Raw genomic sequence first — 23,460 nt, forward strand, 5'->3', positions numbered from 1 at the left:
TCGGAATACAATAGCGACACTTTCGGAGGTTCTTATGTCGGTCATATCCGATATCAAAATTCGCCCCCTAGAGCGCGGCGATCTGCACTTTGTGCACAAGATCAACAACAACGACGTCATCATGCGGTACTGGTTCGAAGAGCCCTACGAGGCCTATGACGAACTGGTCGCACTCTATGACCGCCACCTGCACGATCAAAACGAACGGCGCTTCATCATCGAGCACGATACCGGGCAGCCCGCCGGTCTGGTCGAACTGGTTGAAATCGACTACATCCACCGCCGTGCCGAATTCCAGATCATCATTGCGCCCAGCTACCAGGGCCGGGGTTACGCCAAGGCGGCCACTCGCATCGCCGTGGGCTATGCGTTTCGCGTGCTGAACATGCACAAGGTTTATCTGGTGGTCGACAAGGACAATACCGCCGCCGTGCACGTCTACGAACGCTGCGGCTTCCAGATCGAAGGGCTGATGAAGGAAGAGTTCTTTTCGAACGGCGCCTATCGCGACGCCTACCGCATGGCGCTGCTGCAACACGAACACCTGCGCGACGTCGGCCCCGGTGCACCCGATGCACCGGTGCTGCGCGACTGGCCGCAGGAAGAGCAGACGGGCTAAGCAAGCCCGTCCCGCCAACGCGTCACTGCATCACTGCGTCACTGCGTCACTACATCACTACATCACTACATCACTGCTGCGCCCGCATCACTGCGCCGCGAGCAGCAGACGCAGGCCGTTGGCCACCACCAGCAGGCTGGCGCCCACATCGGCGAACACGGCCATCCACAGCGTGGCGTTGCCCGTCATGGCCAGCGCCAGGAACACCACCTTGATACCCAGCGCCAGCACGATGTTCTGGATCAGCACGCGGTGGGTGGCGCGTGACAAGCGCAAAAATGTTCCGATCTTGCGCAGGTCGTCGTCCATCAGGGCGACGTCCGCCGTTTCAATTGCCGTTCCCGTGCCGGCCGCGCCCATCGCAAAACCGATGTCGGCGCGCGCCAGTGCGGGGGCATCGTTGATGCCGTCGCCCACCATGCCCACCTTGCCGGCGCTTGCCTCGTTGGCCGCCAGCTTGCTTTCGATGGCGGTCAGCTTGTCTTCCGGCAACTGATCCCCCCGCGCTTCGTCTATGCCCACCTGCTGCGCGATGGCTTGCGCGGTGGGCGTGTTGTCGCCGGTCAGCATCAGCGTGCGCACCCCCAGCGCGTGCAGGTCCGCGATGGCCTCGGCGCTGCTGGGTTTGACCGTGTCGGCCACAGCGGCCAACGCCAGCACGCGCTGCCCGTCGGTCAATGCGATGGCGCTTTTGCCCTGGCGTTCCAATTCGTCCATGCGAGCTTCCAGCTTGGGGCTGGACACGCCCGCGTCGCGCATCAGGCGGCGGTTGCCCAATTGGAAGGTCACGCCATCGATCCGCGCGCTGACGCCACGGCCGGGCAGGGCGGTGAAGGCGTCCACGTCCAGCAGCGTCTTGCCGGCCTCGCGCGCGGCGTTCGCCACGGCCAGCGACACGGGGTGGTCCGAGCGCGCCGCCAGGCTGGCCGCGATCAACGTGGCGGGGTGGCGGGTGGCGTCGGACACGTCCCAGTCTTGCAGGTCGGTCTGCACCGGTTTGCCGTGGGTCAGCGTGCCGGTCTTGTCCAGCGCCAGCCACTTCAGGTTGCGGCCTTCTTCCAGATACACGCCGCCCTTGATCAGGATGCCCCGGCGCGAGGCCGCCGTCAGGCCGCTGACGATGCTGACCGGCGTCGAAATCACCAAGGCGCAGGGGCAGGCAATGATCAGCAGCGCCAATGCGCGGTAGATCGCGTCAAACCAGGGTTGGCTCCACAGCAGCGGGGGCACGGTTGCCACCAGCAGCGCCACCGCCACCACCGCGGGCGTGTAGATGCGCGAGAAGCGGTCGATGAAGCGTTGCGTGGGGGCGCGAGCGCCTTGCGCCTGCTCGACGGCATGGATGATGCGGGCCAGCGTGGTGTTGCCGGCTGCGGCGGTGACGCGGTATTCGAACGAGCCCGCGGCGTTCACGGTGGCTGCGTAGACGGGGTCCTCCTGCGCCTTTTCCACGGGCAGGCTTTCGCCGGTGATCGGCGATTGGTCCACGGTGGAACGGCCGCTGACGATGACGCCGTCGGCCGCAATGCGTTCGCCGGGGCGTACGCGCACCACATCGCCCACGCCCAGTTGCGCGGCCGGCACCTCAAGCCAGCCGCCATCGGCCTGACGCACGGTGGCGGTTTCGGGCGCCAGGTCCAGCAGGCCGCGCACGGCGTTGCGGGCGCGGTCCAGCGAACGGGCTTCGATCAGCTCGGCCACGTTGAACAGGAACATCACCATGGCGGCTTCGGGCCACTGGCCGATCAGCACCGCGCCGGTCACGGCGATGCTCATCAGCGCGTTGATGTTCAGGTTGCCGTTGCGCACGGCGATCCAGCCCTTGCGGTAGGTGGTGACGCCGCAAGCCAGGATGGCTGCCACGGCCAGCGCTGCCGTGACGCCCCAATGCCAGCCCGCGAAATGCGAAAACTCGGACAGCGCGGCCAGCACGCCGGCCCCGCCGATCAGCCACCAGTTCACGCGGCTGGCGGCGGCGGGGGTGCCCGCGGCGCCGTCCGCCAGGGGTTCCGGCGTCATGTCCAGCGACTTGATGGCCGCGATGACCCGGTCCAGCGCGCCCTCGGCGTGCACCACCGTCAGCACCCGTTGCATCAGGTTGAAGTCCAGCGCGTGCACGACGTCCAGGCCGTCGAGCTTTTTGCGGATCAGGGTTTCTTCGGTGGGGCAGTCCATCTGCCCGATGCGCAACCGCGCCAGCGCCTGGCCGGGGCCGGCCGTAAGCGTCGCCGCGCCGCTGGCCGACGCCGTAAATGCCTGCCCGCCATGGTCATGGCCGCAGCAGGCGGTGGGGGCGGGGGCGTGATTGTGCTCATGGCCGTGGCGGTGATCGTGATCGTGCCCGTGCTTGTCCGAGCCATGGCTATGGCGCTGGCTGTGATCGTGCCCGCCCGTGCCATGGCTATGGTCATGGCCGCCCTGACCGTGGTCGTGGGCGGCGTGGTCATGCGCGGCGTGGTCGTGCTCGTGGTCCCCGTGGGCGTGGTCATGCCCGCTGCAGCAGGCGTCGGCCTGCCCGGCAGCGCGGTGATCGTGCGATTTGGTCGGAGGAAAAGCCATCTTCTGCGCCTTGTTGAAACGGATGACGCCATTGCACACCTTGGAGTTACTATAGGGTCAAGCCCAAAATTTCACTCGGAATGCGTTCCAGGAGGCGTGATGCGAATCGGCGAATTGGCGACGGCGGCCGGCACTACGGTCGAAACCGTGCGTTATTACGAAAAAGAAGGCCTGCTGCCCGCGCCCGACCGCGGGCTTAATAATTACCGCAGTTACGGCCAGGCCCATTTGGAACGTCTGCGCCTGATCCGCAATTGCCGGGCGCTGGACATGACGCAGGACGAAATCCGCGCGATCCTGTCCCTGGCCGACAACCACCAGAAGGGTTGTGGCCCTATTAATGAGCTGTTCGACGAACACATCTCGCATGTGGATGAACGCATCGCCGAGCTTCTGCAACTGAAAGCCCAACTGACCGAATTGCGCCAGCGCTGCCTGTCCGCGCGCCCGGATACGGACGATTGCGGCATCCTGCACGGCTTGTCCGAAATGCAGGTGGAAGAGCGCCAGGAACGGCATACGCATCTCGGGTGAATCCCCGGCCTGACCGCCACCCATTCACGGCGATGCCCTTGCCGCCGGTCAGGGGATACCCCTATCGGCCGGACGGCATCGCTTAATATGAGAATCTGTCTTTTTTACAAAAGCGCCCGACTCAATGACTGCCACCACCCCCACCGCCATCCCGCTGCGCGCGCTGACCTCGCGCCGTTCCTTCAAGTTCCTGCGCGCGCCGGCTCCCAAGCCGGACGAGCTGGAACAGATCCTGCAAGCCGCCATGTCGGCGCCCGATCACGGTGCCTTGCGCCCGTGGCGCTTTGTCGTGATTCAAGGCGAGGCCATCGGCAAGCTGGCGGACGTGGCGCTGGATGCCGTCAAGCGCAGCGGCGACCCGCGCATGACGCCCGAGAAAGAAAAGTCGGTGCGCGAATGGATGGCCAGCGTGCCGCTGTTTATCGGCGTGGCGCAGAAAATCGCCCACGGCAACACCAAGATTCCCGAACACGAACAGCTGCTGGCCACCGGCTGCGCGGTCATGAACATCCTGAACGCCACGCACATGCTGGGCTACGCCGCGTTCTGGAGCACCGGTGTGGGCACCTACGTTGAAGACGTGCAGAACGCCTTGGGCCTGGATTCGCTGGACTACCGCTTCCTGGGTTACCTGGCCATCGGCACGCCGGGTTGCGCCGTGCCGCCGGCCAATCGCCCGAACTTCCGCGAGTTCGTCTCGGAGTGGACCGGGCCCGTCTAAGGGCGGGTTGTTTGGCCGGGCGCCCCACGGGGCGCTTGCGCGCCAGGCAATAAATAACAATAATTCTTATTGTTATTTATTGCCTGGCGTTTTTCCATGTCCTCCACCGCGCGGCCCTCGGAGCATTCTCCTACCGAGTTGTATCAAGCGCATCACTCCTGGCTGCAAGAGTGGCTTCGGCGCAGGCTGGGATGCCGCCATGATGCCGCCGATCTGGCGCACGATACTTTCGTGCGAGTGTTGGCTGGCCGGCATACCGACACCATCCGCGAACCTCGCGCCTTCCTGACCACGCTGGCCCAGCGCACGCTGTTCAGTTTTTGGCGTCGCCGCGAACTGGAACGCGCGTATCTGGATAGCCTGAGCGCCATGCCGCAAACCAGCGCACCCAGCGAAGAATCCCGCGCCCAGGTGATCGACGCGTTGATGCACATCGACCGCGCATTGCAACGCCTGCCGCCCAAGGCGCGCCAGGCCTTTCTGTACAGCCAGCTTGATGAACTGAGCTATAGCGAGATCGCAGCGCGCATCGGCACGTCGGTGATGACGGTGCGCCGCTACATGAAGCAGGCCATCACGCTGTGCGTGACGGTGCGTCTGTCTGCATGACGTCCCCCATGCAGCAGTTGCCCGCCGACCTGCAATCGGCCGTGGACTGGATGGTGCTGCTGTCCTCCGGTAGCGTGCCGCGCGCCGACCGGGCGCGTTTCGAACAATGGAAGACGTCCGATCCCCGGCACGAGGCGGCCTGGGAAACTGTCAACGCCGCCGTCAAAGACCCCTTTGCCACGCTGGCCGACGTTGAGCAGCGGCAAGCTGCCGGCGCGGCCTTGCTTACCGCGCCGGGCCGGCGCCGGGCGTTGCGTAATGCGTTGGCCGTGGCGCTGGCCGCGGGCGGTATGGCGGCGCTGGTTGACCGCCAGATTCCCCTGCGCACGCTGACCGCCGACTTACGCACGGGCACCCGCGAACGCCGTACCTATACCTTGCCGGACGGCAGTGAGCTGACGTTGAACGCGCGGTCGGCCGTGGACGTGGATTTCAGCGCGGGCGTGCGTCTGGTGCGCTTGGCGGCGGGCGCGGTCTATGCGCGGGTGGCGCCAGATGCGGCGCGCCCCTTCATCGTTGCCACCCGCGATGGCGAAGTGCAGGCGCTGGGCACCGTCTTCAGCGTGGCGCGCGAGGCTGAGGCATGCGTCGCCAGCGTGATCGAACACAGCGTCGAGGTGCGCGCGGCGGGCCAGCGCAGGATCCTGCAAGCGGGGCAGGGCCTGCGCTTTGATTCGCGTGGCCTGGGCTCCCCGGACCCCGCCCTGCGGGACGCCGCCGCGTGGCACGCAGGCATGCTGGTCGTTCATGACCGGTCCTTGGGCGAAGTGGTCGATGCGCTGCGGCCGTACCGACGCGGCATCATCCGGATAACGCCGGCGGCCGCGCGGCTGCGGGTACTGGGCGCGTTTCCGCTGGACGACACCGACCGCTCGCTGGAATCGTTGCGGCAGACCTTGCCCATCAGTGTCAGTTCGCTGGGCGGCTGGTTCGTCAGTATCGACGTGGTGCGTCGCGCGTCCTGAAAATAAATGAACACTTTTGCCCCCGTCGTGGGACATCCCTCCTGAAACACCACACTGTTGCAGGAGAATCCATGTTTCATCGTCCCCCGCTGCGGCCGCTGGCCGCCGCGCTGTTCATTGCCCTGACCCTTCCCACGGCGTATGCCCAGACAACGCCGGCCGCCGCGTCGGCCCGGGCCGTCCTGCATTTTGATTTGCCGGCGGCCGCGCTGGGCGACACGCTGACCCGCATCGCGCGCCACAGCGGCCGCGCGGTGTCCGTCGACCCTGCCTTGGTAGCCGGCCGCAATGCGCCGGCTATCGTGGGCGATTACACGGCGGAAGACGCCGTGCGGCGCGTGCTAGCCGGCAGCGGGTTGGAGTTGGCCGTAACGGCCAACGGCACCCTGAGTGCCCGCCGCGTAGTCGAAGGCACCACGGTGCTTGAGCCCGTGCGGGTCACCGGGTCGCTGGAATCTCCCACCGGTCACGTTGACGGTTACGTGGCGCAGCGCGCCATGTCCGGCACCAAGACGGACACGGCGCTGATCGAAACACCGCAATCGGTGTCGGTCGTTACCAGCGACCAGATCCGCATCATCAAGGCGGCTTCGGTGGCGGACGCCTTGGGCTACACGCCGGGCGTGTCGGCGCAATCGCCCGCGTTCAGCCGCATGGTGGACGACCTGATGCTGCGCGGCTTCAACGTGGCCGCCGGCAACTCGGGGCAGCTGCGCGACGGCCTGAAGCTGCAATCCAGCGTCTACGATGGCGGTCAAGAGCCCTATGGGCTTGAACGTGTTGAAGTGCTGCGCGGCGCATCGTCCGTGCTGTATGGGCAGTTGAGCCCGGGTGGCGTGGTCAACACGGTCAGCAAGCGGCCAACGGCCGACACGCTGCGCGAACTGAACGTAGAGGCCGGCAGCTACGGCCGCCGCCAGGTGTCGGGCGACTTCGCCGGCGAGCTGTCTGAAGACGGTGCATGGACCTACCGTTTGACCGGCCTTGCCCGCAATGCCGACAACTGGGTGGATCATGTGCCCGACGATCGCACGTATCTGGCGCCCGCGCTGACATGGCAGCCTTCGGCGGCCACCTCGCTGACCCTGCTGGCCAGCTATCAGCGCATCCGCACGCGCTTTGCCGCGCCGATGCCCGCGGCCAATACCTTGAACGGCCAGGTGCCGCGCGACCTGTTCATCGGCGAGCCCGATTTCGACCGCTACGACACCGACACCTACACGGTCGGCTATCTGTTCGAACACGCCTTCAACGATCGCGTAAAACTGCGTCAAAGCGCCCGCTACTTCACGGCGGACGGCAAGTGGGACTACCTGAGTTTTGGCGCGTTGCAGGCCAACGGCCAGACCTTGCGCCGCGGCGTCGTCAGCCGCGACGAACATTCTTACGGCGTTGCGACCGATACGTCGCTGGAACTGAAGCTGGACGGAGGAACCCTCCAACACACGGTCCTGGCTGGCCTGGACTACTACCGCAGCGGCTACGATTCGCACCGTCATGCGGGAACGGTGGCCCCGTTGGCGAACATATACAACCCCGTCTACGGCGCGGTTCCCATCATCAACACCGCTGCCGATTACGGGATCAATACGCGCGGCGATTCGCTGGGCCTGTACTTGCAAGACCAGATCAAGATCCAGGACAAATGGGTGCTGGTGCTGGGCGGCCGCCAGGATTGGGCCAATACCGACCAAAAGAGCTACACCACCGGCGCCACCACGCGCTTGCGAGATACCGCCACGACGGGTCGCGTCGGCTTGGTCTATGTGGCCGACAACGGCTTGGCGCCATACGCAAGCGCCAGCCAGTCGTTCGCGCCCACCGTGGGTGTGGACCGGGCGGGCAACGCCTTCAAGCCCACCAAAGGCACGCAATTCGAACTGGGCCTGCGCTATGAACCGCCGGGCGGCAACATGCTTTACAGCGCCGCCGTCTACGACCTGACGCAGACGAATGCGCTGACCAGCGATCCGACCGACGCCACGTATTCCGTGCAAAGCGGGCGGGCCCGATCACGCGGCCTGGAACTGGAGGCCAAGGCGCGCCTGGGCGCCATGAACCTCACCGCCAGCTACGCTTACACCGATGCGCGCACCACGCGCAGCACCGTGCCCTCGCTGGTGGATCAGCGTATCGCGCTGGTGCCGCTGCACAGCGCTTCGGTCTGGGCCGATTACAACCTGAGCGCCATCGGCGTGACCGGTCTGACCGTCGGCGCGGGCGTGCGCTACGCCAGTTCGACGAACCTGCCCGGCTATCCCGCCAACGTGCCGGGGCAATTCCTGGTCGACGCGATGACGGCTTACGACTTCGGCGCCCTGGATCCGTCCATGTCAGGGTTGTCGTTGACGGTGAACGCGCGCAACCTTTTCAACCGGGGGTACCTGGCGTGCGCCGGCACGACAGGGTGCCGTTATGGTGAGCCGCGCACGCTGTATGCCACCCTGAGCTATCGCTGGTAAACCGTGGAAAACCCCTAGCGCAACGCGGGCCGGCATGCCGCTCAGGCCCGCTCAACGACCCTGTCCCCTGTGCTAATCTCGTCGACGGCCACGCATATTTATCCCTATGCGCGTGCCGACGATGGCTGCGCTTGGGGTCACACGCCCTTGGCAATGCCTTGGTAGGAAGAAAACGCGTGACACGATCAAGCGTGGAGACAATATATGAGCCAGTATGGGCCGTTGAAGTTGCACGTCCCCGAGCCTACAGGGCGTCCGGGTTGCAAGACCGACTTTTCCTATCTGCATCTATCGCCGCCCGGCGAGGTGCCCAAACCCCCCATTGATGTTGCCCCGGTCGATACCGGCGCGCTGGCGTACAGCCTGGTGCGAGTAATCGACGACGACGGCCGCGCGGTCGGGCCATGGGCGCCCGAGATCAGCAACGATCTGATGCGCGCCGGCATGCGGGCCATGCTGAAGACGCGCATCTTCGACGGGCGCATGCTGACGGCCCAGCGCAAGAAGAAAATTTCGTTCTACATGCAAAGCCTGGGCGAGGAAGCCATCGGCTCCGCTCACGCGCTGGCCCTGGAACAGGGCGACATGTGTTTTCCCACCTATCGCCAGCAAAGCATCCTGCTGTCGCGCGATGTGTCGCTGGTGACGATGATGTGCCAGCTGATGTCCAACGAGCGCGATCCGCTCAAGGGTCGCCAGCTGCCGGTCATGTATTCCGACCGACCCAACGGCTTTTTCACGATTTCCGGCAACCTGGCCACGCAGTTCATCCAGGCGGTGGGCTGGGCGATGGCGTCGGCCATCAAGGGCGACACCCGCATCGCCTCGGCCTGGATCGGCGACGGCGCCACCGCCGAAGCCGACTTCCATACCGCGCTGACCTTCGCGCACGTGTATCGCGCGCCGGTCATCCTGAACGTGGTGAACAACCAGTGGGCCATTTCGACGTTCCAGGCGATTGCCGGCGGCGAAGGCGCCACCTTCGCCGGGCGCGGCGTGGGCTGCGGCATTGCGTCGCTGCGCGTGGATGGCAACGATTTCCTGGCGGTGTATTCCGCCTCGCGCTGGGCCGCCGAACGCGCCCGCCGCAACTTGGGCCCAACCCTGATCGAATGGGTGACCTACCGCGCCGGCCCGCACTCGACTTCCGACGACCCTTCCAAATACCGGCCTGGCGATGACTGGGCGCACTTTCCGCTGGGCGACCCGATCGAACGCTTCAAGAAGCACCTGATCGGGCTTGGCATCTGGTCCGACGCAGAACACGACGCCGTGCGCGCCGAGCTCGACGCCGAGATCGTGGCGGCCCAAAAGGAAGCGGAAAGCTACGGCACCCTGGTGGACGGCCACGTCCCCAGCGCCGCCAGCATCTTTGAAGACGTCTACAAGGACATGCCGGAGCATCTGCGCCGGCAGCGCCAGCAGCTCGGAGTCTGACCATGGCAATCGATAACAACGCTGGTCCGGCCTCGGCGCCGATGACCATGATCCAGGCTTTGCGCTCGGCCATGGATGTGATGCTGGAGCGTGACAACAACGTGGTGGTGTTCGGACAAGACGTCGGCTATTTCGGCGGCGTGTTCCGGTGCACCGAAGGCCTGCAAACCAAGTACGGCAGCTCGCGCGTGTTCGACACGCCCATTTCCGAAGGCGGCATCGTGGGCGTGGCCGTCGGCATGGGCGCCTACGGCTTGCGGCCCGTTTGCGAAATCCAGTTCGCGGATTATTTCTACCCCGCCTCGGACCAGATCGTGTCCGAGGCCGCGCGCCTGCGCTATCGCTCGGTGGGGGAATTCATCGCCCCGATGACGATCCGCATGCCCTGCGGCGGCGGCATCTACGGCGGCCAGACCCACAGCCAAAGCCCCGAAGCCATGTTCACGCAGGTCTGCGGCCTGCGCACGGTAATGCCGTCCAACCCCTATGACGCCAAGGGCCTGTTGATTGCGTCCATCGAAAACGATGACCCGGTGATCTTCCTGGAACCCAAGCGGCTGTATAACGGCCCCTTCGACGGCCACCATGATCGCCCCGTGACGCCGTGGACCGGCCGCCCCGGCAGCGTGGTGCCCACCGGTTACTACACCGTGCCGCTGGACACCGCCGCCATCGTGCGGCCCGGCAACGCGCTGACGGTGCTGACCTACGGCACCACGGTCTATGTGTCTCTGACCGCCGCCGAAGAAACCGGCATCGACGCCGAGGTCATCGACCTGCGCAGCCTGTGGCCGCTGGATCTGGAGACCATCGTCAATTCCGTGAAGAAGACCGGCCGCTGCGTCGTGGTGCACGAAGCCACGCGTACCTGCGGGTACGGCGCGGAATTGATTGCGCTGGTCCAAGAGCATTGCTTCCATCACCTGGAGGCGCCCGTCGAGCGCGTGACCGGTTGGGATACTCCCTACCCGCACGCGCAGGAATGGGCGTACTTCCCCGGCCCGCGCCGGGTTGGCGAAGCGTTCAAACGCGCGATGGAGGTGTGACATGGGCATTCATATCATCAAGATGCCCGACATCGGCGAAGGCATTGCCGAGGTCGAGCTGGTGGGCTGGCACGTCCAGGTGGGCGACACGGTAGCCGAAGACCAGCCGCTGGCCGATGTGATGACCGACAAGGCCACGGTGGAAATCCCGTCGCCGGTCGTCGGCAAAGTGATCGCGCTGGGTGGCGACGTGGGCCAGGTGATGGCCGTGGGCGGGGAATTGATTCGCCTGGAAGTGGAAGGCGAGGGCAATGTGCGACCGGGCTCGGGCGCGCCGGGGCAGGGCGCATCGGCACCGGCCAAGCCGGCAGGCGGCGACGCGTCGGCGTCCACGTCCGCGCAGGCTGAAGCTGGCGGGAATGCTGGCGGGGCTGCCGGCGCGAAAGCTGGCGGCATCGCGGGCCAGATCGCCGCGTCCATGGCGCCGGCGTCTGCCTCGGCTGCCGCACCGGCCCAGCCCAAAGGCAATCAACAAGCCAGTGCGCAATCTTCTCGACAAGCGGGGCATCAACCCGGGCAACAAGCCGCGCGATCCGCATCCGCTTCTTCCGCCGCGCCCGCCGTGCCGCGCCAGCCGGGCGATAAACCCTTGGCCTCGCCCGCCGTGCGCAAGCGCGCCTGGGACTTGGGTATCGAACTGCGCTTTGTTGCCGGCAGCGGCCCGGCCGGCCGGGTCATGCACGAAGACCTGGACGCCTATCTGCAATCGCAGGGCACAGGCAACGCGGTGCGCGGCGGGTCGGCGTACGTGGAACGCCATGACCAGGACGTGGTGCCCGTCATCGGATTGCGCCGCAAGATCGCGCAGAAGATGGCCGAGTCCAAGCGCCGCATTCCGCACTTCAGCTACGTCGAGGAAATCGACGTGACCGAACTGGAAGACCTGCGCGTGCAGCTCAACCAAAAATGGGGCGAGTCGCGCGGCAAGCTGACCTTGCTGCCGTTGTTGGCGCGCGCCATGGTCGTGGCGTTGCGTGATTTTCCGCAGATCAATGCGCGCTATGACGACGAAGGTGGCGTGGTGACGCGTTACGGCGCCGTGCATATCGGCATCGCGACGCAAAGCGATGGCGGCCTGATGGTGCCCGTGATGCGACACGCCGAAGCGCGCGACCTGTGGTCCATGGCCGCCGAGATCGGACGCCTGGCGCAAGCGGTGCGCAGCGGCACGGCCGGGCGCGACGAGCTGACCGGGTCCACCATCACCATCACCAGCCTGGGGCCCTTGGGCGGCATCGTCACGACGCCGGTCATCAACCACCCCGAGGTCGGCATCGTCGGCGTGAACCGGATCGTTGAACGGCCCGCCTTCCGCAACGGCGCCGTGGTGGCGCGCAAGCTGATGAACCTGTCGTCGTCGTTCGACCACCGCGTGGTGGACGGCATGGACGCGGCGCGCTTCATCCAGGCGGTGCGCGCGCTGCTGGAACAACCCGCGCTGCTTTTCGTGGAGTAAGCATGAGCCAGATCACAAAGACAACGACCTTGCTGGTGATCGGCGGCGGCCCCGGCGGGTACGTGGCCGCCATCCGCGCCGGCCAGCTGGGCGTGCCGACCATCCTGGTCGAAGGCGCGCAGCTGGGCGGCACCTGCCTGAACATCGGCTGCATCCCGTCCAAGGCGCTGATCCACGCGGCCGAGGAATTCGACAAGGCACGTCACTACGCAGGCGAGTCTGCCCTGGGTATCTCGGTATCCCAGCCCGCCATCGACATTGCGCGCACGGTGTCCTGGAAGGACGGCATCGTGGGCAAGCTGACGGGCGGCGTGGGCGCGCTGCTGAAGAAAAACGGCGTGCAGGTGGTGCAGGGCTGGGCCAGCCTGCTGGACGGCAAGACGGCCGAAGTGGCCACCGCCGACGGCGGCACCTTGCGCATCCAGTGCGAACACCTGCTGCTGGCGGCCGGGTCCGAACCCACGCCGCTGGTGTCGATGCCGTTTGGCGGCATGGTGGTGTCGTCCACCGAGGCCTTGTCGCCCACGTCCATCCCCAAGCAGTTGGTGGTGGTGGGCGGCGGCTATATCGGCCTGGAACTGGGCACCGTGTACCGCAAACTGGGCGCGCAAGTTGCCGTGGTGGAAGCGCAGGACCGCATCCTGCCCACCTACGACGCCGAACTGACCAAGCCCGTCGCCGCCGCGCTGACCAAGATGGGTGTGTCGCTGCATCTGAGCCGCAAGGTGCTGGGCCTGAACGGCGCGGGCGATGCGGTGCGCATCCAGGATGCGTCAGGCGCCGAAACCCTGTTGCCGGCCGACCGCGTGCTGATCGCCGTGGGCCGCCGGCCGCGCACGCAGGGTTGGGGCCTGGAAAGCCTGCAACTGGACCGCCAGGGCAATGCGCTGCGTATCGATGACCAATGCCGCACGTCGATGCGCGACGTCTGGGCCATTGGCGATATCGCCGGTGAACCGATGCTGGCGCACCGCGCGATGGCGCAGGGCGAGATGGTGGCGGAACTGGTGGCGGGCAAGCGCCGCCACTTTCAGCCGGCCTCCATTCCCGCCGTGTGCTTCACCGACCCGGAAGTCGTGGTGGCGGGCTTGTCGCCCGATGATGCCCAGGCCGCGGGGCTGGACTGCCTGGCCGCGTCCTTCCCGTTTGCCGCCAATGGCCGCGCCATGACGCTGGAGTCCACCGACGGCTTTGTCCGCGTGCTGGCCCGGCGCGACAACCATCTGATTGTGGGCTGGCAGGCGGTGGGACGCGGCGTGTCGGAATTGTCGACGGCGTTCGGCCAGTCGCTGGAAATGGGCGCCACCCTGGAAGACGTGGCGGGCACCATCCACGCGCATCCGACGCTGGGCGAAGCCGTTCAGGAAGCCGCGTTAAAAGCGCTGGGCCACGCGCTGCACATCTGACGCGGCCTGGTGCGCGGATAGATGCACGGCCGGTAGGGGCAAACGCCGCTGCCGGCCGTAGTCGTCCTTAACGGCCGTTGCCGGGCGTCATTGTCTTTACCGGCCGCTGCCCGCCGTAATCAATTCAACGGCCGCCGTCGATATACGGCCGGGCTTGCAGCACGATGATGTTGTCGCCTTGCACGGCCCATTCGATATCCTGGTCCACGTTGCCCAAGCGCAGCTTGATCTGGTTGCCCACGGCCGCCAGCCGCGCGACCAGCGCATCGTTCAACACCTGCCTAGACCCTTCGATGGGTACTTCACGCACGCCACCGGCTGCGTCCGCGACCAGCTGCGTATCCTCGGCCGACCGGCTCAGCACCTGCACCGCCTTGGACCACGTCGAATACATCAGCTGTTCAGCCTGGCGCTTGCCTTCCACCACCTTGATGCCCAGGCCGCGCTTGGCCGAGATGTACGTCACGTAGCGGCGCGAGGCATCGAAGGGGTCGCGCGTGATCATCACGCCGGAACTGTCCGAGGCCGCCGCCGACTGCACCAGCACCGCCATCACCACGCCACCCTGGCCGATGCCGGCCGCGCGCCGCGCTTCGTAGGCCTCGAAGTTGTAGACCGACGCCCACACCGTCTGCACCGCTTTCGCCAAGGCATCCGGCTGCGTCACGTTCGGCACCGTGGTGTACAGGCCCGCGCCGCTGAACCCCGGTAAATCCTCGGAATTGGACGAACTACGCACGAAGACGCCGCGCCCCTTCAACTGCGTTCTCCAGCGTTCCCGCCAGGCGTCGGCAAGCGCGGTGTCGGGCGGGGCGTTGACGATGTCCTGGCGCAACGCGGCCAGTTCGGCGCGGCGCACATTGGCGTCGCCGATAAAGTCGGGCCGCTGTTCCAGCGCCGCGATGCGTTCGGGTACGCCCAGTCGATCCATGAACCCGGCGTACTGCGCGAAGGGTATGCAAAAGCCGTCCGGCACGCTGGCCAGCGGCGGCAGGGCGGCTTTCAGCGCGCCCAGGTTTGCGGCCTTGACGCCGCAATGCCGGCTGTCGCGCGTGGCCATGCCGGTCAGCGGCTTGATGGCGCGCACCGACAGGTCGGGCTTGGGCAGCGCCACGGCGGCGCGCGGCGGCGGGGGCAACGAGCCCGCGTCCGGACGCGCAATGCGCTCGACGTGATAGCCGTTGCTGTTCACCGTCAATTGCACCCATTGGCCATCATGCTCGCGCAGCACGGCCACGGCGTCGCGCACATACGCATTGGGAATGCGCCACCCCTTGGCCAGCAGATTCACGTGCGACAACAAGGTGGACGGGCGTTGCGTGACCAGCCCGGCGACAGGCGGCAGCGCAACCGGCACTTCGTCCAGCACCACGATGTCGGTCGGCGCCAGGTCGGGCGTATCCTCCACCGACTTCACAATACGCAGACGCCCCTGTGCGCGGCCGGTATTGAGCGGCAGAAAGGTCTGCTCGCGCAGCAGCGCCTCTTGCGTCACGAAAGCCAGCCCGGCCGATTGCGCCGTCTGCTCATGCATCGTGGAATTCGCCTTGAAGCGCACCGGCTCGTAAAAGGTGCTGTGCAGCTTGTCCTGGGTCAGGCGCAGCAGCGTGGGCGTGACCCGGTCGCCTTCCCAAAATTCATAGGTGTAGCCCGGCAGGTCCCGCTGCCAGCTCAGCGTGCCGAACAGCAGGCGCCGGTCGGGGTCCTTGTACTGCGCAATCAACGTGGCCTTGTCCATGCCGGGCAGCAGCTGGCGTTCACGCGCAAAGTTCTCGTGCAAGGTGTAGCGCGGCGTGTCCAGGTAGTAGATGCGGTCGCCGCGCTGCCGATCAATCACGAACAACACATGGGGAATCTCCAGCGGCGTCCCGGCGTTGTAGACGCGCGCCAACTGCTGGAATTCGGCCTCTGTGCGGATCTGGCCCAGAAACCCTGGCCCGCCACGCTTGGCGCTTTCCGCCAGCCTGGCTTCGCGTTCATCCGGGCGCAACGGGCGCTGGTTTTCGTAGGGCGACGGCTTGCGCGCCGTCTGCGCCTGGGCAGCCAGCCCCCAGCCGACGGCCAGCAGCCCGGCCAGGGCAAGCACAAGCAGTTTCGGCCGGCGCGGGGGGCCGGGACGACGTAAGGCGGCAGTGGGGCGCATCAAGGATTGGGGCGCATCAAAAAAGGAGGCGGGTCGCAAGAGGTTGCGATCATATCGGAGCCGCCAGGCCGGCCCGTAGTGGGATGTTTCCAGGTGTGGCCAAGCGTGTGAGCCGGGGGGTGAATCGGTCCCACGCTGACTCCCGACACGAACGGTACGTTGTTGGTGCTCTTTCCCGATTTTCCCGAGGCTGCCAGTGTCGCAACCGATGAACGGGCAGCACTCTGTCACCTTGCCCGCCGTGGTTACCAGCAAAGTGTTCCTGTCCAACGAAATGATTCGCCAAGGGGTTCGCAAAGCCGAGATGGCTCGACGTCTGGGCGTTCATACGCCCCAGGTTGATCGCCTGTTGAATCTGCGGCATTCGTCGCGCATCGAACAGGTCGAAGCGGCGCTGGAGACCCTGGGCCGCAGGCTGGACGTGTCCATCGCGTAGCCGATACGCCTGCATGCCTTGAACGCAACAAGGCCCCCAACCGGGGGCCTTGTCTTTACCGCAACCCGCTGGGCGGTGGAATCAGCCTCGGGCCGTTTCCGCCAGCACGCGGCGGGCTTCTTCGGCGACGCGTTCGGGGGCGGTACCGCCGATGTGCTTGCGGGCGGCAACCGAGCCTTCCAGCGTCAGCACGTGGTGGACGTCGTCGCCGATCTGGGCGTGATACGCCTTGAGCTCGTCGGTGGACAGGTCGGCCAGGTCGCAATTGCGTTGTTCGCAGTCGCGCACGGCGTGGGCAACCACTTCGTGGGCGTCGCGGAACGGCACGCCGCGCTTGACCAGGTAGTCGGCCAGGTCGGTGGCGGTGGCAAAGCCTTGCAGGGCGGCGGCGCGCATGTTGTCGGCCTTGACCTTGATGCCGGCAGCCATGTCCGCGAAGATGGTCAGCGTGTCGCGCACGGTGTCCACGGTGTCGAACAGACCTTCCTTGTCTTCCTGGTTGTCCTTGTTGTAGGCCAGGGGTTGGCCCTTCATCAGGGTCAGCAGGGCGACCAGGTTGCCGTTGACGCGGCCGGTCTTGCCCCGGGCCAGCTCGGGCACGTCGGGGTTTTTCTTTTGCGGCATGATCGAGCTGCCGGTGCAGAAACGGTCGGCCAGGTCGATGAAGCCCACGCGCGGGCTCATCCACAGCACCAGCTCTTCGGACAGGCGCGACACGTGCGTCATGATCAGCGCGCCGGCGGCGCAGAATTCGATGGCGAAGTCGCGGTCGGACACGGCGTCCAGCGAATTGCGGCACACGCCGTCAAAGCCCAGCGTCTTGGCGACACGTTCGCGGTCGATGGGGAACGACGTGCCAGCCAGCGCGGCGGCGCCCAGCGGCAGGCGGTTCACCCGGCGGCGGCAGTCGGCCAGGCGCTCGGCGTCGCGGCCAAACATTTCGGCGTAGGCCAGCAGGTGGTGGCCGAAGGTGACCGGCTGGGCAACTTGCAGGTGGGTGAAGCCGGGCATGATGGTGCCGGCGTTATCCAGCGCGACGGCGGCCAGCGCATGACGCAGCTGGCGCAGCAGGTCTTGCAGGTTGTCGATTTCGTCGCGCAGCCACAAGCGGATGTCGGTGGCGACCTGGTCGTTGCGTGACCGGCCGGTGTGCAGGCGCTTGCCCGCATCGCCCACCAGTTCCACCAGGCGCTTTTCAATATTCAGATGCACGTCTTCCAGATCCAGCAGCCATTGGAAGCTGCCGGCGTCGATTTCAGACAGGATCTGCGTCATGCCGCGCTGGATGTCGGCCAGGTCCTGGGCGCCGATAATGCCCTGGGCGGCCAGCATGTCCGCATGCGCGAGCGAGCCCTGGATGTCGTGTCGCGCCAGGCGCTTGTCGAAATCCACGGACGCCGTATAGCGTTTGACGAGTTCGGATACCGGTTCCGAGAACCGGGCGGACCAAGCCTGCGCCTTGTTGGCGAACTGGTTTTGATCGGGGGAGGGAGTGTTTGCCATGATGGGCGGAATTATAGGGCCTGCCGACAAGCCGGCGCACGCGTGGGCGGCGGGGCCGCGATTTTTGGGGACGGGAACGCGCGTCGCACGCCACTTGTCGGATAATCCCCCGTTGGTTTCAAGAACGTAGAGCGAGTACAAGACATATGCCCATGGAATGGGAAGAACTGGTGACCCAGCTGGACGCCCACATGCCGCACGAAGCGTGGGCGCAGACGCTGGTCGGCGCCGGCGTGCTGGTTCTGACGGCGCTGTTCGTGCAGTGGGTGGTGGCGCGCGTGGTGCTGCTGCTGGCGCACCGGGTGCTGGTCCTGAGCGGCCGGGGCGACTGGGACAAGGCCCTGCAACGCCGCCGCGCCTATCAAAACCTGTGGTACGCCGTGCCGTTTGCCGTGGTGTCGATGGGCATCGGCCTGGTGCCGCATGCCGAGCGGGCGGTGTCGGTGGTGGGCCGGCTGGCGCATGCGGGCGCGTGGATCTGCGTGTTCGTGGCGTTCTCGGGCGTGTTGAGCGCCTGGCAGGACACGTATTCGGCGACCACCCGGGCGCAGACGCGGTCCATCAAGGGCTATATCCAGATCGGCAAGCTGGTCCTGATGGCCGTGTGCACCGTGCTGGTGCTTTCCATCCTGATCGACCGCTCGCCGCTGTGGATGATTTCGGGCCTGGGTGCGCTGTCGGCCGTGCTGTTGCTGGTATTCAAGGACACGCTGCTGTCCCTGGTGGCCAGCACGCAGTTGACCAGCAACGACATGCTGCGTATCGGCGACTGGATCGAAATGCCGCAGTCCAACGCGGACGGCTTCGTCAAGGACATTGCGCTGCATACCGTCAAGGTTCAGAACTGGGACAACACGGTCACCACGGTGCCGACCTACAAACTGTTCTCGGAAAGCTATCGCAACTACCGTCACATGTTTGAATCGGGCGGCCGTCGCATCAAGCGCACGCTGCGCATCGATGCGGCCAGCGTGCGCTTTCTGACCGACGAAGAAGCCCGGCAACTGATGCGGTTTCGCCTGTTGCACGACTATCTGCAAGCCAAGACGCTGGACATCGCCCAAGCCAACCAGACCATGGGCGAACTGGCCAGCGTGCCGGCCAACCGCCGTCGGCTGACCAACATCGGTACGTTCCGCGCCTACGGCCTGGCCTATCTGAAACAGAACCCCGAAGTGCGCCAGGACATGGCCATGATGGTGCGCATGATGGAACCGGCGTCCGATGGCATTCCCGTCGAGGTCTATTGCTTTACCGCCGTGACCGCCTGGGTGGAATACGAGCGCATCCAGGGCGATATCTTCGACCATCTGCTGGCCATCCTGCCCGAACTGGGCCTGCGCCTGTACCAGCAGCCGTCGGGCGCGGACTTTGGCGCCATGGGCAGCCAGCTGCGCGAAAGCGCGATCCAGGCCGCGCTGGCGGCCGAACGCGAGCGCCCCGGGCTGGTCTTGCCCGACGGGCACGGCGCGGCGTCGGCGCAGCGTGGCCCCAGCGACGGCAAGGTGCCCGGCCAGCCGTAGCCGGCCCGGTCGCCATGAGATAATCCGCGCGTTGGAATTTAGTCTTCATTGACCCCAGGCGAACCCCCGATGTCGAACCCGTTCTTCAACCTGTATTCCCACGGCTTCGCCCGGGTGGCGGTCGGCGTGCCCGAATGCCGCATCGCCGATCCGGCCTTCAACGCCACGCAAACCATAGAACTGGCCCAGCAGGCCGCCCAGGGCGGCGCGGTGCTGGTGGCGTTTCCCGAGCTGGGCCTGTCGGCCTACACCTGCGACGACCTGTTCCACCAGAAAGCCTTGCTGGATGAATGCGAAGAGGCGTTGGCGCGGGTGGTGGCGGCCACGGCCGAACTGGATATCGCCGTGATCGTGGGCGCGCCGCTGCGCGTGTCCCACCAGCTGTTCAACTGCGCCGTGGTGGCCGCGGGCGGGCGCGTGCTGGGCGTGGTGCCCAAGAGCTACCTGCCCAACTACGGCGAGTTTTACGAAGCCCGCCAGTTCAGCGCCGCCGACTGCGCGGCCGTCACCGACATCGTCTTGCTGGGTCAGACCGTGCCCTTCGGGCCCGAGCTGCTGTTCCAGATGGAAAAGCTGCCGCTGTTCCAGTTCCACGTCGAAATCTGCGAAGACGTCTGGGTGCCAATCCCGCCATCCTCGTTCGCCGCGCTGGCCGGCGCCACCGTGCTGGTGAATCTGTCGGCGTCCAATATCGTCGTCGGCAAATCGCAATACCGCCATCAGCTGGTGGCGCAGCAGTCCGCGCGCTGCCTGTCGGCCTATATGTACACGTCGGCCGGCCGGGGCGAATCGTCCACCGACCTGGCCTGGGACGGCCAGGCAATCATCTATGAAAACGGCGAACTGCTGGGCGAATCCGAACGCTTCCTGAACCATTCGCACCTGCTGTTTTCCGATGTGGACCTGGACCGCCTGTCGCGCGAACGCATGCGCCAGACCACGTTCGGCCAGTCCGTGCGCCGCCATCAGGACGAAGTGCGCAAGTTCCGTTCGGTGCCGGTGCCGGTAAACCCGCCGCTGGACGATGCCGAACTGCCGCTTGAGCGCCGCGTGGCGCGCTTTCCGTATGTGCCGGCCGATCCGCAACAGCGCGACGCCCGCTGCAAAGAGGTCTATAGCATCCAGGTGCAGGCCCTGGCCCAGCGCCTGTCGGCCAGCAAGATGTCCAAGGTGGTCATCGGCATTTCCGGCGGGCTGGATTCCACCCACGCGCTGCTGGTGTGCGCGCAGGCCATGGACACGCTGGGCCTGCCCCGGTCCAACATCCTGGCCGTGACGATGCCCGGCTTTGCCACCAGCACCCGCACGCTGCAACAGGCGCGCCGCCTGATGGCGGTGGTGGGCTGCACGGCGTCCGAAGTCGACATCCGCCCCAGCTGCCTGCAAATGCTCAAAGACCTGGGCCACCCGTACGCGGAAGGCAAGCCGGTCTACGACATCACCTTTGAAAACGTGCAGGCCGGCGAACGCACCAATCACCTGTTCCGCATCGCCAACTTCAGCAACGCCATCGTCATCGGCACCGGGGACCTCAGCGAACTTGCACTGGGTTGGTGCACGTACGGCGTGGGCGATCACATGTCGCACTACAGCGTCAACGCCAGCGTGCCCAAGACCCTGATCACGCACCTGGTGCGCTGGGTGGCGGAATCCGGCCGGCTGGGCGATGACGGCGCCGGCGTGCTGCTGGACGTGCTGGGCACCGACGTCAGCCCGGAATTGGTGCCGGGTGGCGCCGACGACAAGCCCGTGCAGAAAAGCGAAGACTCCATCGGCCCGTACGAGCTTCAGGACTTCAACCTGTACTACACGCTGCGCTATGGGTTTGCGCCCACCAAGGTGGCCTTCCTGTCGCTGGCCGCCTGGCGTGACCGCGAAGCGGGCGCCTGGCCGGACGCCGGCCACGTGGCGCGCAACCAGTACGACCTGGCCGCCATCAAGCGCAACCTGAAGATTTTCCTGGACCGGTTTTTCCGTACAACCCAGTTCAAGCGCACCTGCGTGCCCAATGCGCCCAAGGTCGGTTCGGGCGGCTCGTTGTCGCCGCGCGGCGACTGGCGCGCGCCCAGCGATTCGGAATCGGTGGTGTGGATGCGCGACGCCGAACGCATCCCGGATGCCGCGCCCGACGCCTGATCGGGGTTCTCCCGCAATGACGCCGGCCGCCCGTTTGCACGGCGGGCCCCGGTGGTATTCTCTTATTCATCGCGCCCTGGCTGCCTCGCAAGCGGTGGGCAGGGCGCCGCAACACATCAAAAACCCAGGACGCCCAACGTGAAACAAGTCACCGCCATCATCAAACCCTTCAAGCTCGACGAAGTCCGCGAGGCGCTGGCCGAAGTCGGCGTCAGCGGCCTGACCGTCACCGAAGTCAAGGGTTTCGGCCGCCAGAAGGGCCATACCGAACTGTACCGGGGCGCGGAATACGTGGTGGACTTCCTGCCCAAGATCCGTGTTGAAGTCGTGCTGCCCGACGACCAGGTCGAAGCCGCCATCGAAGCCGTGGTCAAGGCCGCGCGCACCGGCAAGATCGGCGACGGCAAGATCTTCGTGTCGCCCGTCGAGCAAGCCATCCGCATCCGTACCGGCGAAGCCGACGAAGAGGCATTGTGATCCGCGCCGCCGGTTGACCGCCAACGGCTGAACGTCCAAGGCGCCCGCCCCATCACCGGGGCGGGCGCCTTGGTCTTTTTAGCCCTCTGTTTTTTTAACGGATCAGCTGGTTCATTTCCAGGATCGGCATCATCACCGCCAGCACGATCAGCAGCACGAACCCGCCCATCAGCAGGATCAGCGCCGGTTCAAGCAACGCCGTCATCGCCATGGCGCGGCGTTCCAGGTCGCGCGAGAGGTTCTGCGCGCCGCGATCCAGCAATTCCGGCAAGCGGCCGGTTTTCTCGCCGCTGGCGATCAGGTGCACCAGCAGCGACGGGAACACCTTCTGCGCGCCCAACGAGGCCGATAGCGCCGCGCCTTCGCGCACGCGGGCCGACGCCTCATCCACCGCCAGCCGCAGCACATCGTTGCCCAAGGTGCGGCGCGCGGCTTCCAGCGCCGTCAACAAGGCCACGCCGCTGCCGCACAGAATGGCCAACGTCGACGCAAAGCGCGCGGCGTTCACGCCCAGCACAAAGCGGCCCGCCAGCGGCAGCCGCAACACGCGGGCATGCCAGGCGCGACGCGCGGCCGGCGCGCGCAGCGTGTAGCGCCACAGCACGATGGCGGCCACCAGCACCGCGCCCGTCACCGCACCCCATTCACGCACGTAGTCCGACAGCGCGAGCATCACGCGCGTCAGCATCGGCAGCTGCTGCTTGGCATGGTTGAACGCCGACACCACTTGCGGCACGACATAGCCCAGCAGAAAGATCACGATGATGACCGATACGCTGGCGACCACGGCCGGGTAGATGAACGCCGTCATCACCTTGCTGCGCAGCGTGTTGCGTTCCTCGATGTAGTCCGCCAGCTTTTCCATCACTTGCGCCAGGTCGCCGGATTCTTCACCGGCGCCGATCAGCGCGCGATAGATCTCGGGAAAGTCGCGCGGCCGCGCGGCCAGCGCGGTAGACAAGCGATGGCCGGCGCGCACGTCGTCGCGCACCGCGCCCAGCGTGGCCGCGATGTGTTTTTTCTCGGCTTGTTCAAGCGTGGCCGACAGCGCGGCGTCCAGCGGCAGGCGCGCGGCCAGCAGGCTGGCCAACTGGCGCGTCAACCAGGCCAGGTCCGCATCCGACAAACGCGTGCGCAAGCTGGCACCCAGCCCTTGCGCGCGCGCCGCCGATGCGGTGGACAAGGGCAGCAAGCCCCGGCCGCGCAGCTGGTTGCGGGCACCGCGCTCGGTGTCGGCATCGATCGTGCCGCGCACGATTTTGCCCAGCGCGTCGGTGGCTTCGTATCGATAGGAAGGCATGGCGAAAGCAGGGGGCGGCGCGCAAATCAAAAACGCGCAAAAGCCCCGAATTTAAAGGGTTTGCAGCCCGTATGTTGCATGTCAAATATGACCGTAGTGTTGCACTGTCACCCCGTATACTCCGACGC

The 23,460-nt window shown here is 66.1% G+C and carries 18 protein-coding genes; 14 read left to right on the forward strand and 4 right to left on the reverse strand.

The genetic code is table 11. From position 1 onward, the window contains the following. Positions 1–34 precede the first annotated feature (34 nt). Positions 35–619 (forward strand): spermidine N1-acetyltransferase, encoded by a 585-nt coding sequence (speG, locus tag KYT87_RS10640; protein ID WP_006218930.1) that lies wholly within the window; start codon positions 35–37, stop codon positions 617–619. An 87-nt stretch (positions 620–706) separates the two neighbouring features. On the opposite strand, the gene KYT87_RS10645 is transcribed toward speG, so the two are convergent. Next, positions 707–3,178: a cation-translocating P-type ATPase gene (locus KYT87_RS10645; RefSeq protein ID WP_219992205.1), complete on the reverse strand. Its 2,472-nt coding sequence runs from the start codon at positions 3,176–3,178 to the stop codon at positions 707–709. A gap of 99 nt (positions 3,179–3,277) precedes the next feature. On the opposite strand from KYT87_RS10645, the gene cadR reads away from it, so the two are divergent. From cadR to lpdA, 9 genes are all read left to right on the forward strand, one after another. Beyond that, a complete protein-coding gene (gene cadR / locus KYT87_RS10650; RefSeq protein ID WP_046804592.1) occupies positions 3,278–3,712 on the forward strand; it encodes a Cd(II)/Pb(II)-responsive transcriptional regulator in 435 nt (144 codons plus the stop codon). 124 nt (positions 3,713–3,836) lie between these two features. Next, entirely contained in the window at positions 3,837–4,433 is a 597-nt protein-coding gene (locus tag KYT87_RS10655) for a nitroreductase (protein ID WP_219992206.1), read from the forward strand. Positions 4,434–4,529: 96 nt separating this feature from the next. Continuing rightward, a complete protein-coding gene (locus KYT87_RS10660) occupies positions 4,530–5,042 on the forward strand; it encodes a sigma-70 family RNA polymerase sigma factor (RefSeq protein WP_219992207.1) in 513 nt (170 codons plus the stop codon). After that, entirely contained in the window at positions 5,039–6,007 is a 969-nt protein-coding gene (locus KYT87_RS10665; protein WP_219992208.1) for a FecR family protein, read from the forward strand. Before KYT87_RS10660 ends, KYT87_RS10665 begins: the two co-directional genes overlap by 4 nt. 71 nt (positions 6,008–6,078) lie before the next feature. Further along, positions 6,079–8,469, forward strand: coding sequence for a TonB-dependent siderophore receptor (locus tag KYT87_RS10670; protein ID WP_219992209.1), 2,391 nt, complete (start codon positions 6,079–6,081; stop codon positions 8,467–8,469). A gap of 204 nt (positions 8,470–8,673) precedes the next feature. Beyond that, complete coding sequence (locus tag KYT87_RS10675) at positions 8,674–9,906, forward strand: 3-methyl-2-oxobutanoate dehydrogenase (2-methylpropanoyl-transferring) subunit alpha (protein ID WP_046804594.1); 1,233 nt, start codon at positions 8,674–8,676, stop codon at positions 9,904–9,906. Between the two features lie 2 nt (positions 9,907–9,908). Then, positions 9,909–10,952, forward strand: coding sequence for an alpha-ketoacid dehydrogenase subunit beta (locus KYT87_RS10680; protein WP_046804595.1), 1,044 nt, complete (start codon positions 9,909–9,911; stop codon positions 10,950–10,952). A 1-nt stretch (position 10,953) separates the two neighbouring features. Beyond that, positions 10,954–12,408, forward strand: a complete 1,455-nt coding sequence (locus tag KYT87_RS10685; protein WP_219992210.1) for a dihydrolipoamide acetyltransferase family protein — start codon at positions 10,954–10,956, stop codon at positions 12,406–12,408. 2 nt (positions 12,409–12,410) lie between these two features. Further along, positions 12,411–13,814 carry a dihydrolipoyl dehydrogenase gene (gene lpdA, locus KYT87_RS10690; protein ID WP_219992211.1) on the forward strand — a complete coding sequence of 468 codons (1,404 nt, stop codon included), beginning with the start codon at positions 12,411–12,413 and terminating at the stop codon, positions 13,812–13,814. Between the two features lie 124 nt (positions 13,815–13,938). Here the strand turns inward: lpdA and KYT87_RS10695 are convergent, their stop codons facing one another. Continuing rightward, complete coding sequence (locus tag KYT87_RS10695; protein WP_219992633.1) at positions 13,939–15,957, reverse strand: PEP/pyruvate-binding domain-containing protein; 2,019 nt, start codon at positions 15,955–15,957, stop codon at positions 13,939–13,941. A 196-nt stretch (positions 15,958–16,153) separates the two neighbouring features. Between KYT87_RS10695 and KYT87_RS10700 the strand changes: the two genes are divergently transcribed. After that, positions 16,154–16,393 (forward strand): hypothetical protein, encoded by a 240-nt coding sequence (locus tag KYT87_RS10700; protein ID WP_319305777.1) that lies wholly within the window; start codon positions 16,154–16,156, stop codon positions 16,391–16,393. 81 nt (positions 16,394–16,474) lie between these two features. Here KYT87_RS10700 and argH read toward each other — a convergent pair whose 3' ends face one another. Next, the gene (argH, locus tag KYT87_RS10705; RefSeq protein WP_219992212.1) at positions 16,475–17,896 is read right to left on the reverse strand and encodes an argininosuccinate lyase; all 1,422 of its coding nucleotides are present in this window, start codon (positions 17,894–17,896) and stop codon (positions 16,475–16,477) included. Positions 17,897–18,048: 152 nt separating this feature from the next. Between argH and KYT87_RS10710 the strand changes: the two genes are divergently transcribed. The 3 genes from KYT87_RS10710 (at position 18,049) to KYT87_RS10720 (ending at position 22,032) form a co-directional block, all read left to right on the forward strand. After that, positions 18,049–19,419 (forward strand): mechanosensitive ion channel family protein, encoded by a 1,371-nt coding sequence (locus KYT87_RS10710; RefSeq protein WP_046804647.1) that lies wholly within the window; start codon positions 18,049–18,051, stop codon positions 19,417–19,419. Between the two features lie 69 nt (positions 19,420–19,488). After that, entirely contained in the window at positions 19,489–21,555 is a 2,067-nt protein-coding gene (locus tag KYT87_RS10715; protein ID WP_046804600.1) for an NAD(+) synthase, read from the forward strand. Between the two features lie 138 nt (positions 21,556–21,693). Further along, on the forward strand, positions 21,694–22,032 hold the full coding sequence (locus tag KYT87_RS10720) for a P-II family nitrogen regulator (RefSeq protein WP_046804601.1): 339 nt from the start codon (positions 21,694–21,696) through the stop codon (positions 22,030–22,032). Positions 22,033–22,126: 94 nt separating this feature from the next. Here KYT87_RS10720 and gspF read toward each other — a convergent pair whose 3' ends face one another. Next, positions 22,127–23,332, reverse strand: a complete 1,206-nt coding sequence (gene gspF, locus KYT87_RS10725) for a type II secretion system inner membrane protein GspF (protein ID WP_046804648.1) — start codon at positions 23,330–23,332, stop codon at positions 22,127–22,129. Positions 23,333–23,460 lie beyond the last annotated feature (128 nt).

It is taken from the genome of Achromobacter sp. ES-001, assembly GCF_019448355.1.
Taxonomy (GTDB): Bacteria; Pseudomonadota; Gammaproteobacteria; order Burkholderiales; family Burkholderiaceae_B; genus Achromobacter; species Achromobacter spanius_B.

Bases quoted from the DNA above. Each gene is read 5' to 3' on its own strand.
- KYT87_RS10670 (WP_219992209.1), top strand. From the start codon at position 6,079: ATGTTTCATCGTCCCCCGCTGCGGCCGCTGGCCGCCGCGCTGTTCATT.
- argH (WP_219992212.1), bottom strand. From the start codon at position 17,896: ATGGCAAACACTCCCTCCCCCGATCAAAACCAGTTCGCCAACAAGGCG.
- KYT87_RS10680 (WP_046804595.1), top strand. From the start codon at position 9,909: ATGGCAATCGATAACAACGCTGGTCCGGCCTCGGCGCCGATGACCATG.
- speG (WP_006218930.1), top strand. From the start codon at position 35: ATGTCGGTCATATCCGATATCAAAATTCGCCCCCTAGAGCGCGGCGAT.
- KYT87_RS10710 (WP_046804647.1), top strand. From the start codon at position 18,049: ATGGAATGGGAAGAACTGGTGACCCAGCTGGACGCCCACATGCCGCAC.
- KYT87_RS10675 (WP_046804594.1), top strand. From the start codon at position 8,674: ATGAGCCAGTATGGGCCGTTGAAGTTGCACGTCCCCGAGCCTACAGGG.
- KYT87_RS10695 (WP_219992633.1), bottom strand. From the start codon at position 15,957: ATGCGCCCCACTGCCGCCTTACGTCGTCCCGGCCCCCCGCGCCGGCCG.
- lpdA (WP_219992211.1), top strand. From the start codon at position 12,411: ATGAGCCAGATCACAAAGACAACGACCTTGCTGGTGATCGGCGGCGGC.
- KYT87_RS10685 (WP_219992210.1), top strand. From the start codon at position 10,954: ATGGGCATTCATATCATCAAGATGCCCGACATCGGCGAAGGCATTGCC.
- cadR (WP_046804592.1), top strand. From the start codon at position 3,278: ATGCGAATCGGCGAATTGGCGACGGCGGCCGGCACTACGGTCGAAACC.
- gspF (WP_046804648.1), bottom strand. From the start codon at position 23,332: ATGCCTTCCTATCGATACGAAGCCACCGACGCGCTGGGCAAAATCGTG.
- KYT87_RS10665 (WP_219992208.1), top strand. From the start codon at position 5,039: ATGACGTCCCCCATGCAGCAGTTGCCCGCCGACCTGCAATCGGCCGTG.
- KYT87_RS10715 (WP_046804600.1), top strand. From the start codon at position 19,489: ATGTCGAACCCGTTCTTCAACCTGTATTCCCACGGCTTCGCCCGGGTG.
- KYT87_RS10645 (WP_219992205.1), bottom strand. From the start codon at position 3,178: ATGGCTTTTCCTCCGACCAAATCGCACGATCACCGCGCTGCCGGGCAG.
- KYT87_RS10660 (WP_219992207.1), top strand. From the start codon at position 4,530: ATGTCCTCCACCGCGCGGCCCTCGGAGCATTCTCCTACCGAGTTGTAT.
- KYT87_RS10655 (WP_219992206.1), top strand. From the start codon at position 3,837: ATGACTGCCACCACCCCCACCGCCATCCCGCTGCGCGCGCTGACCTCG.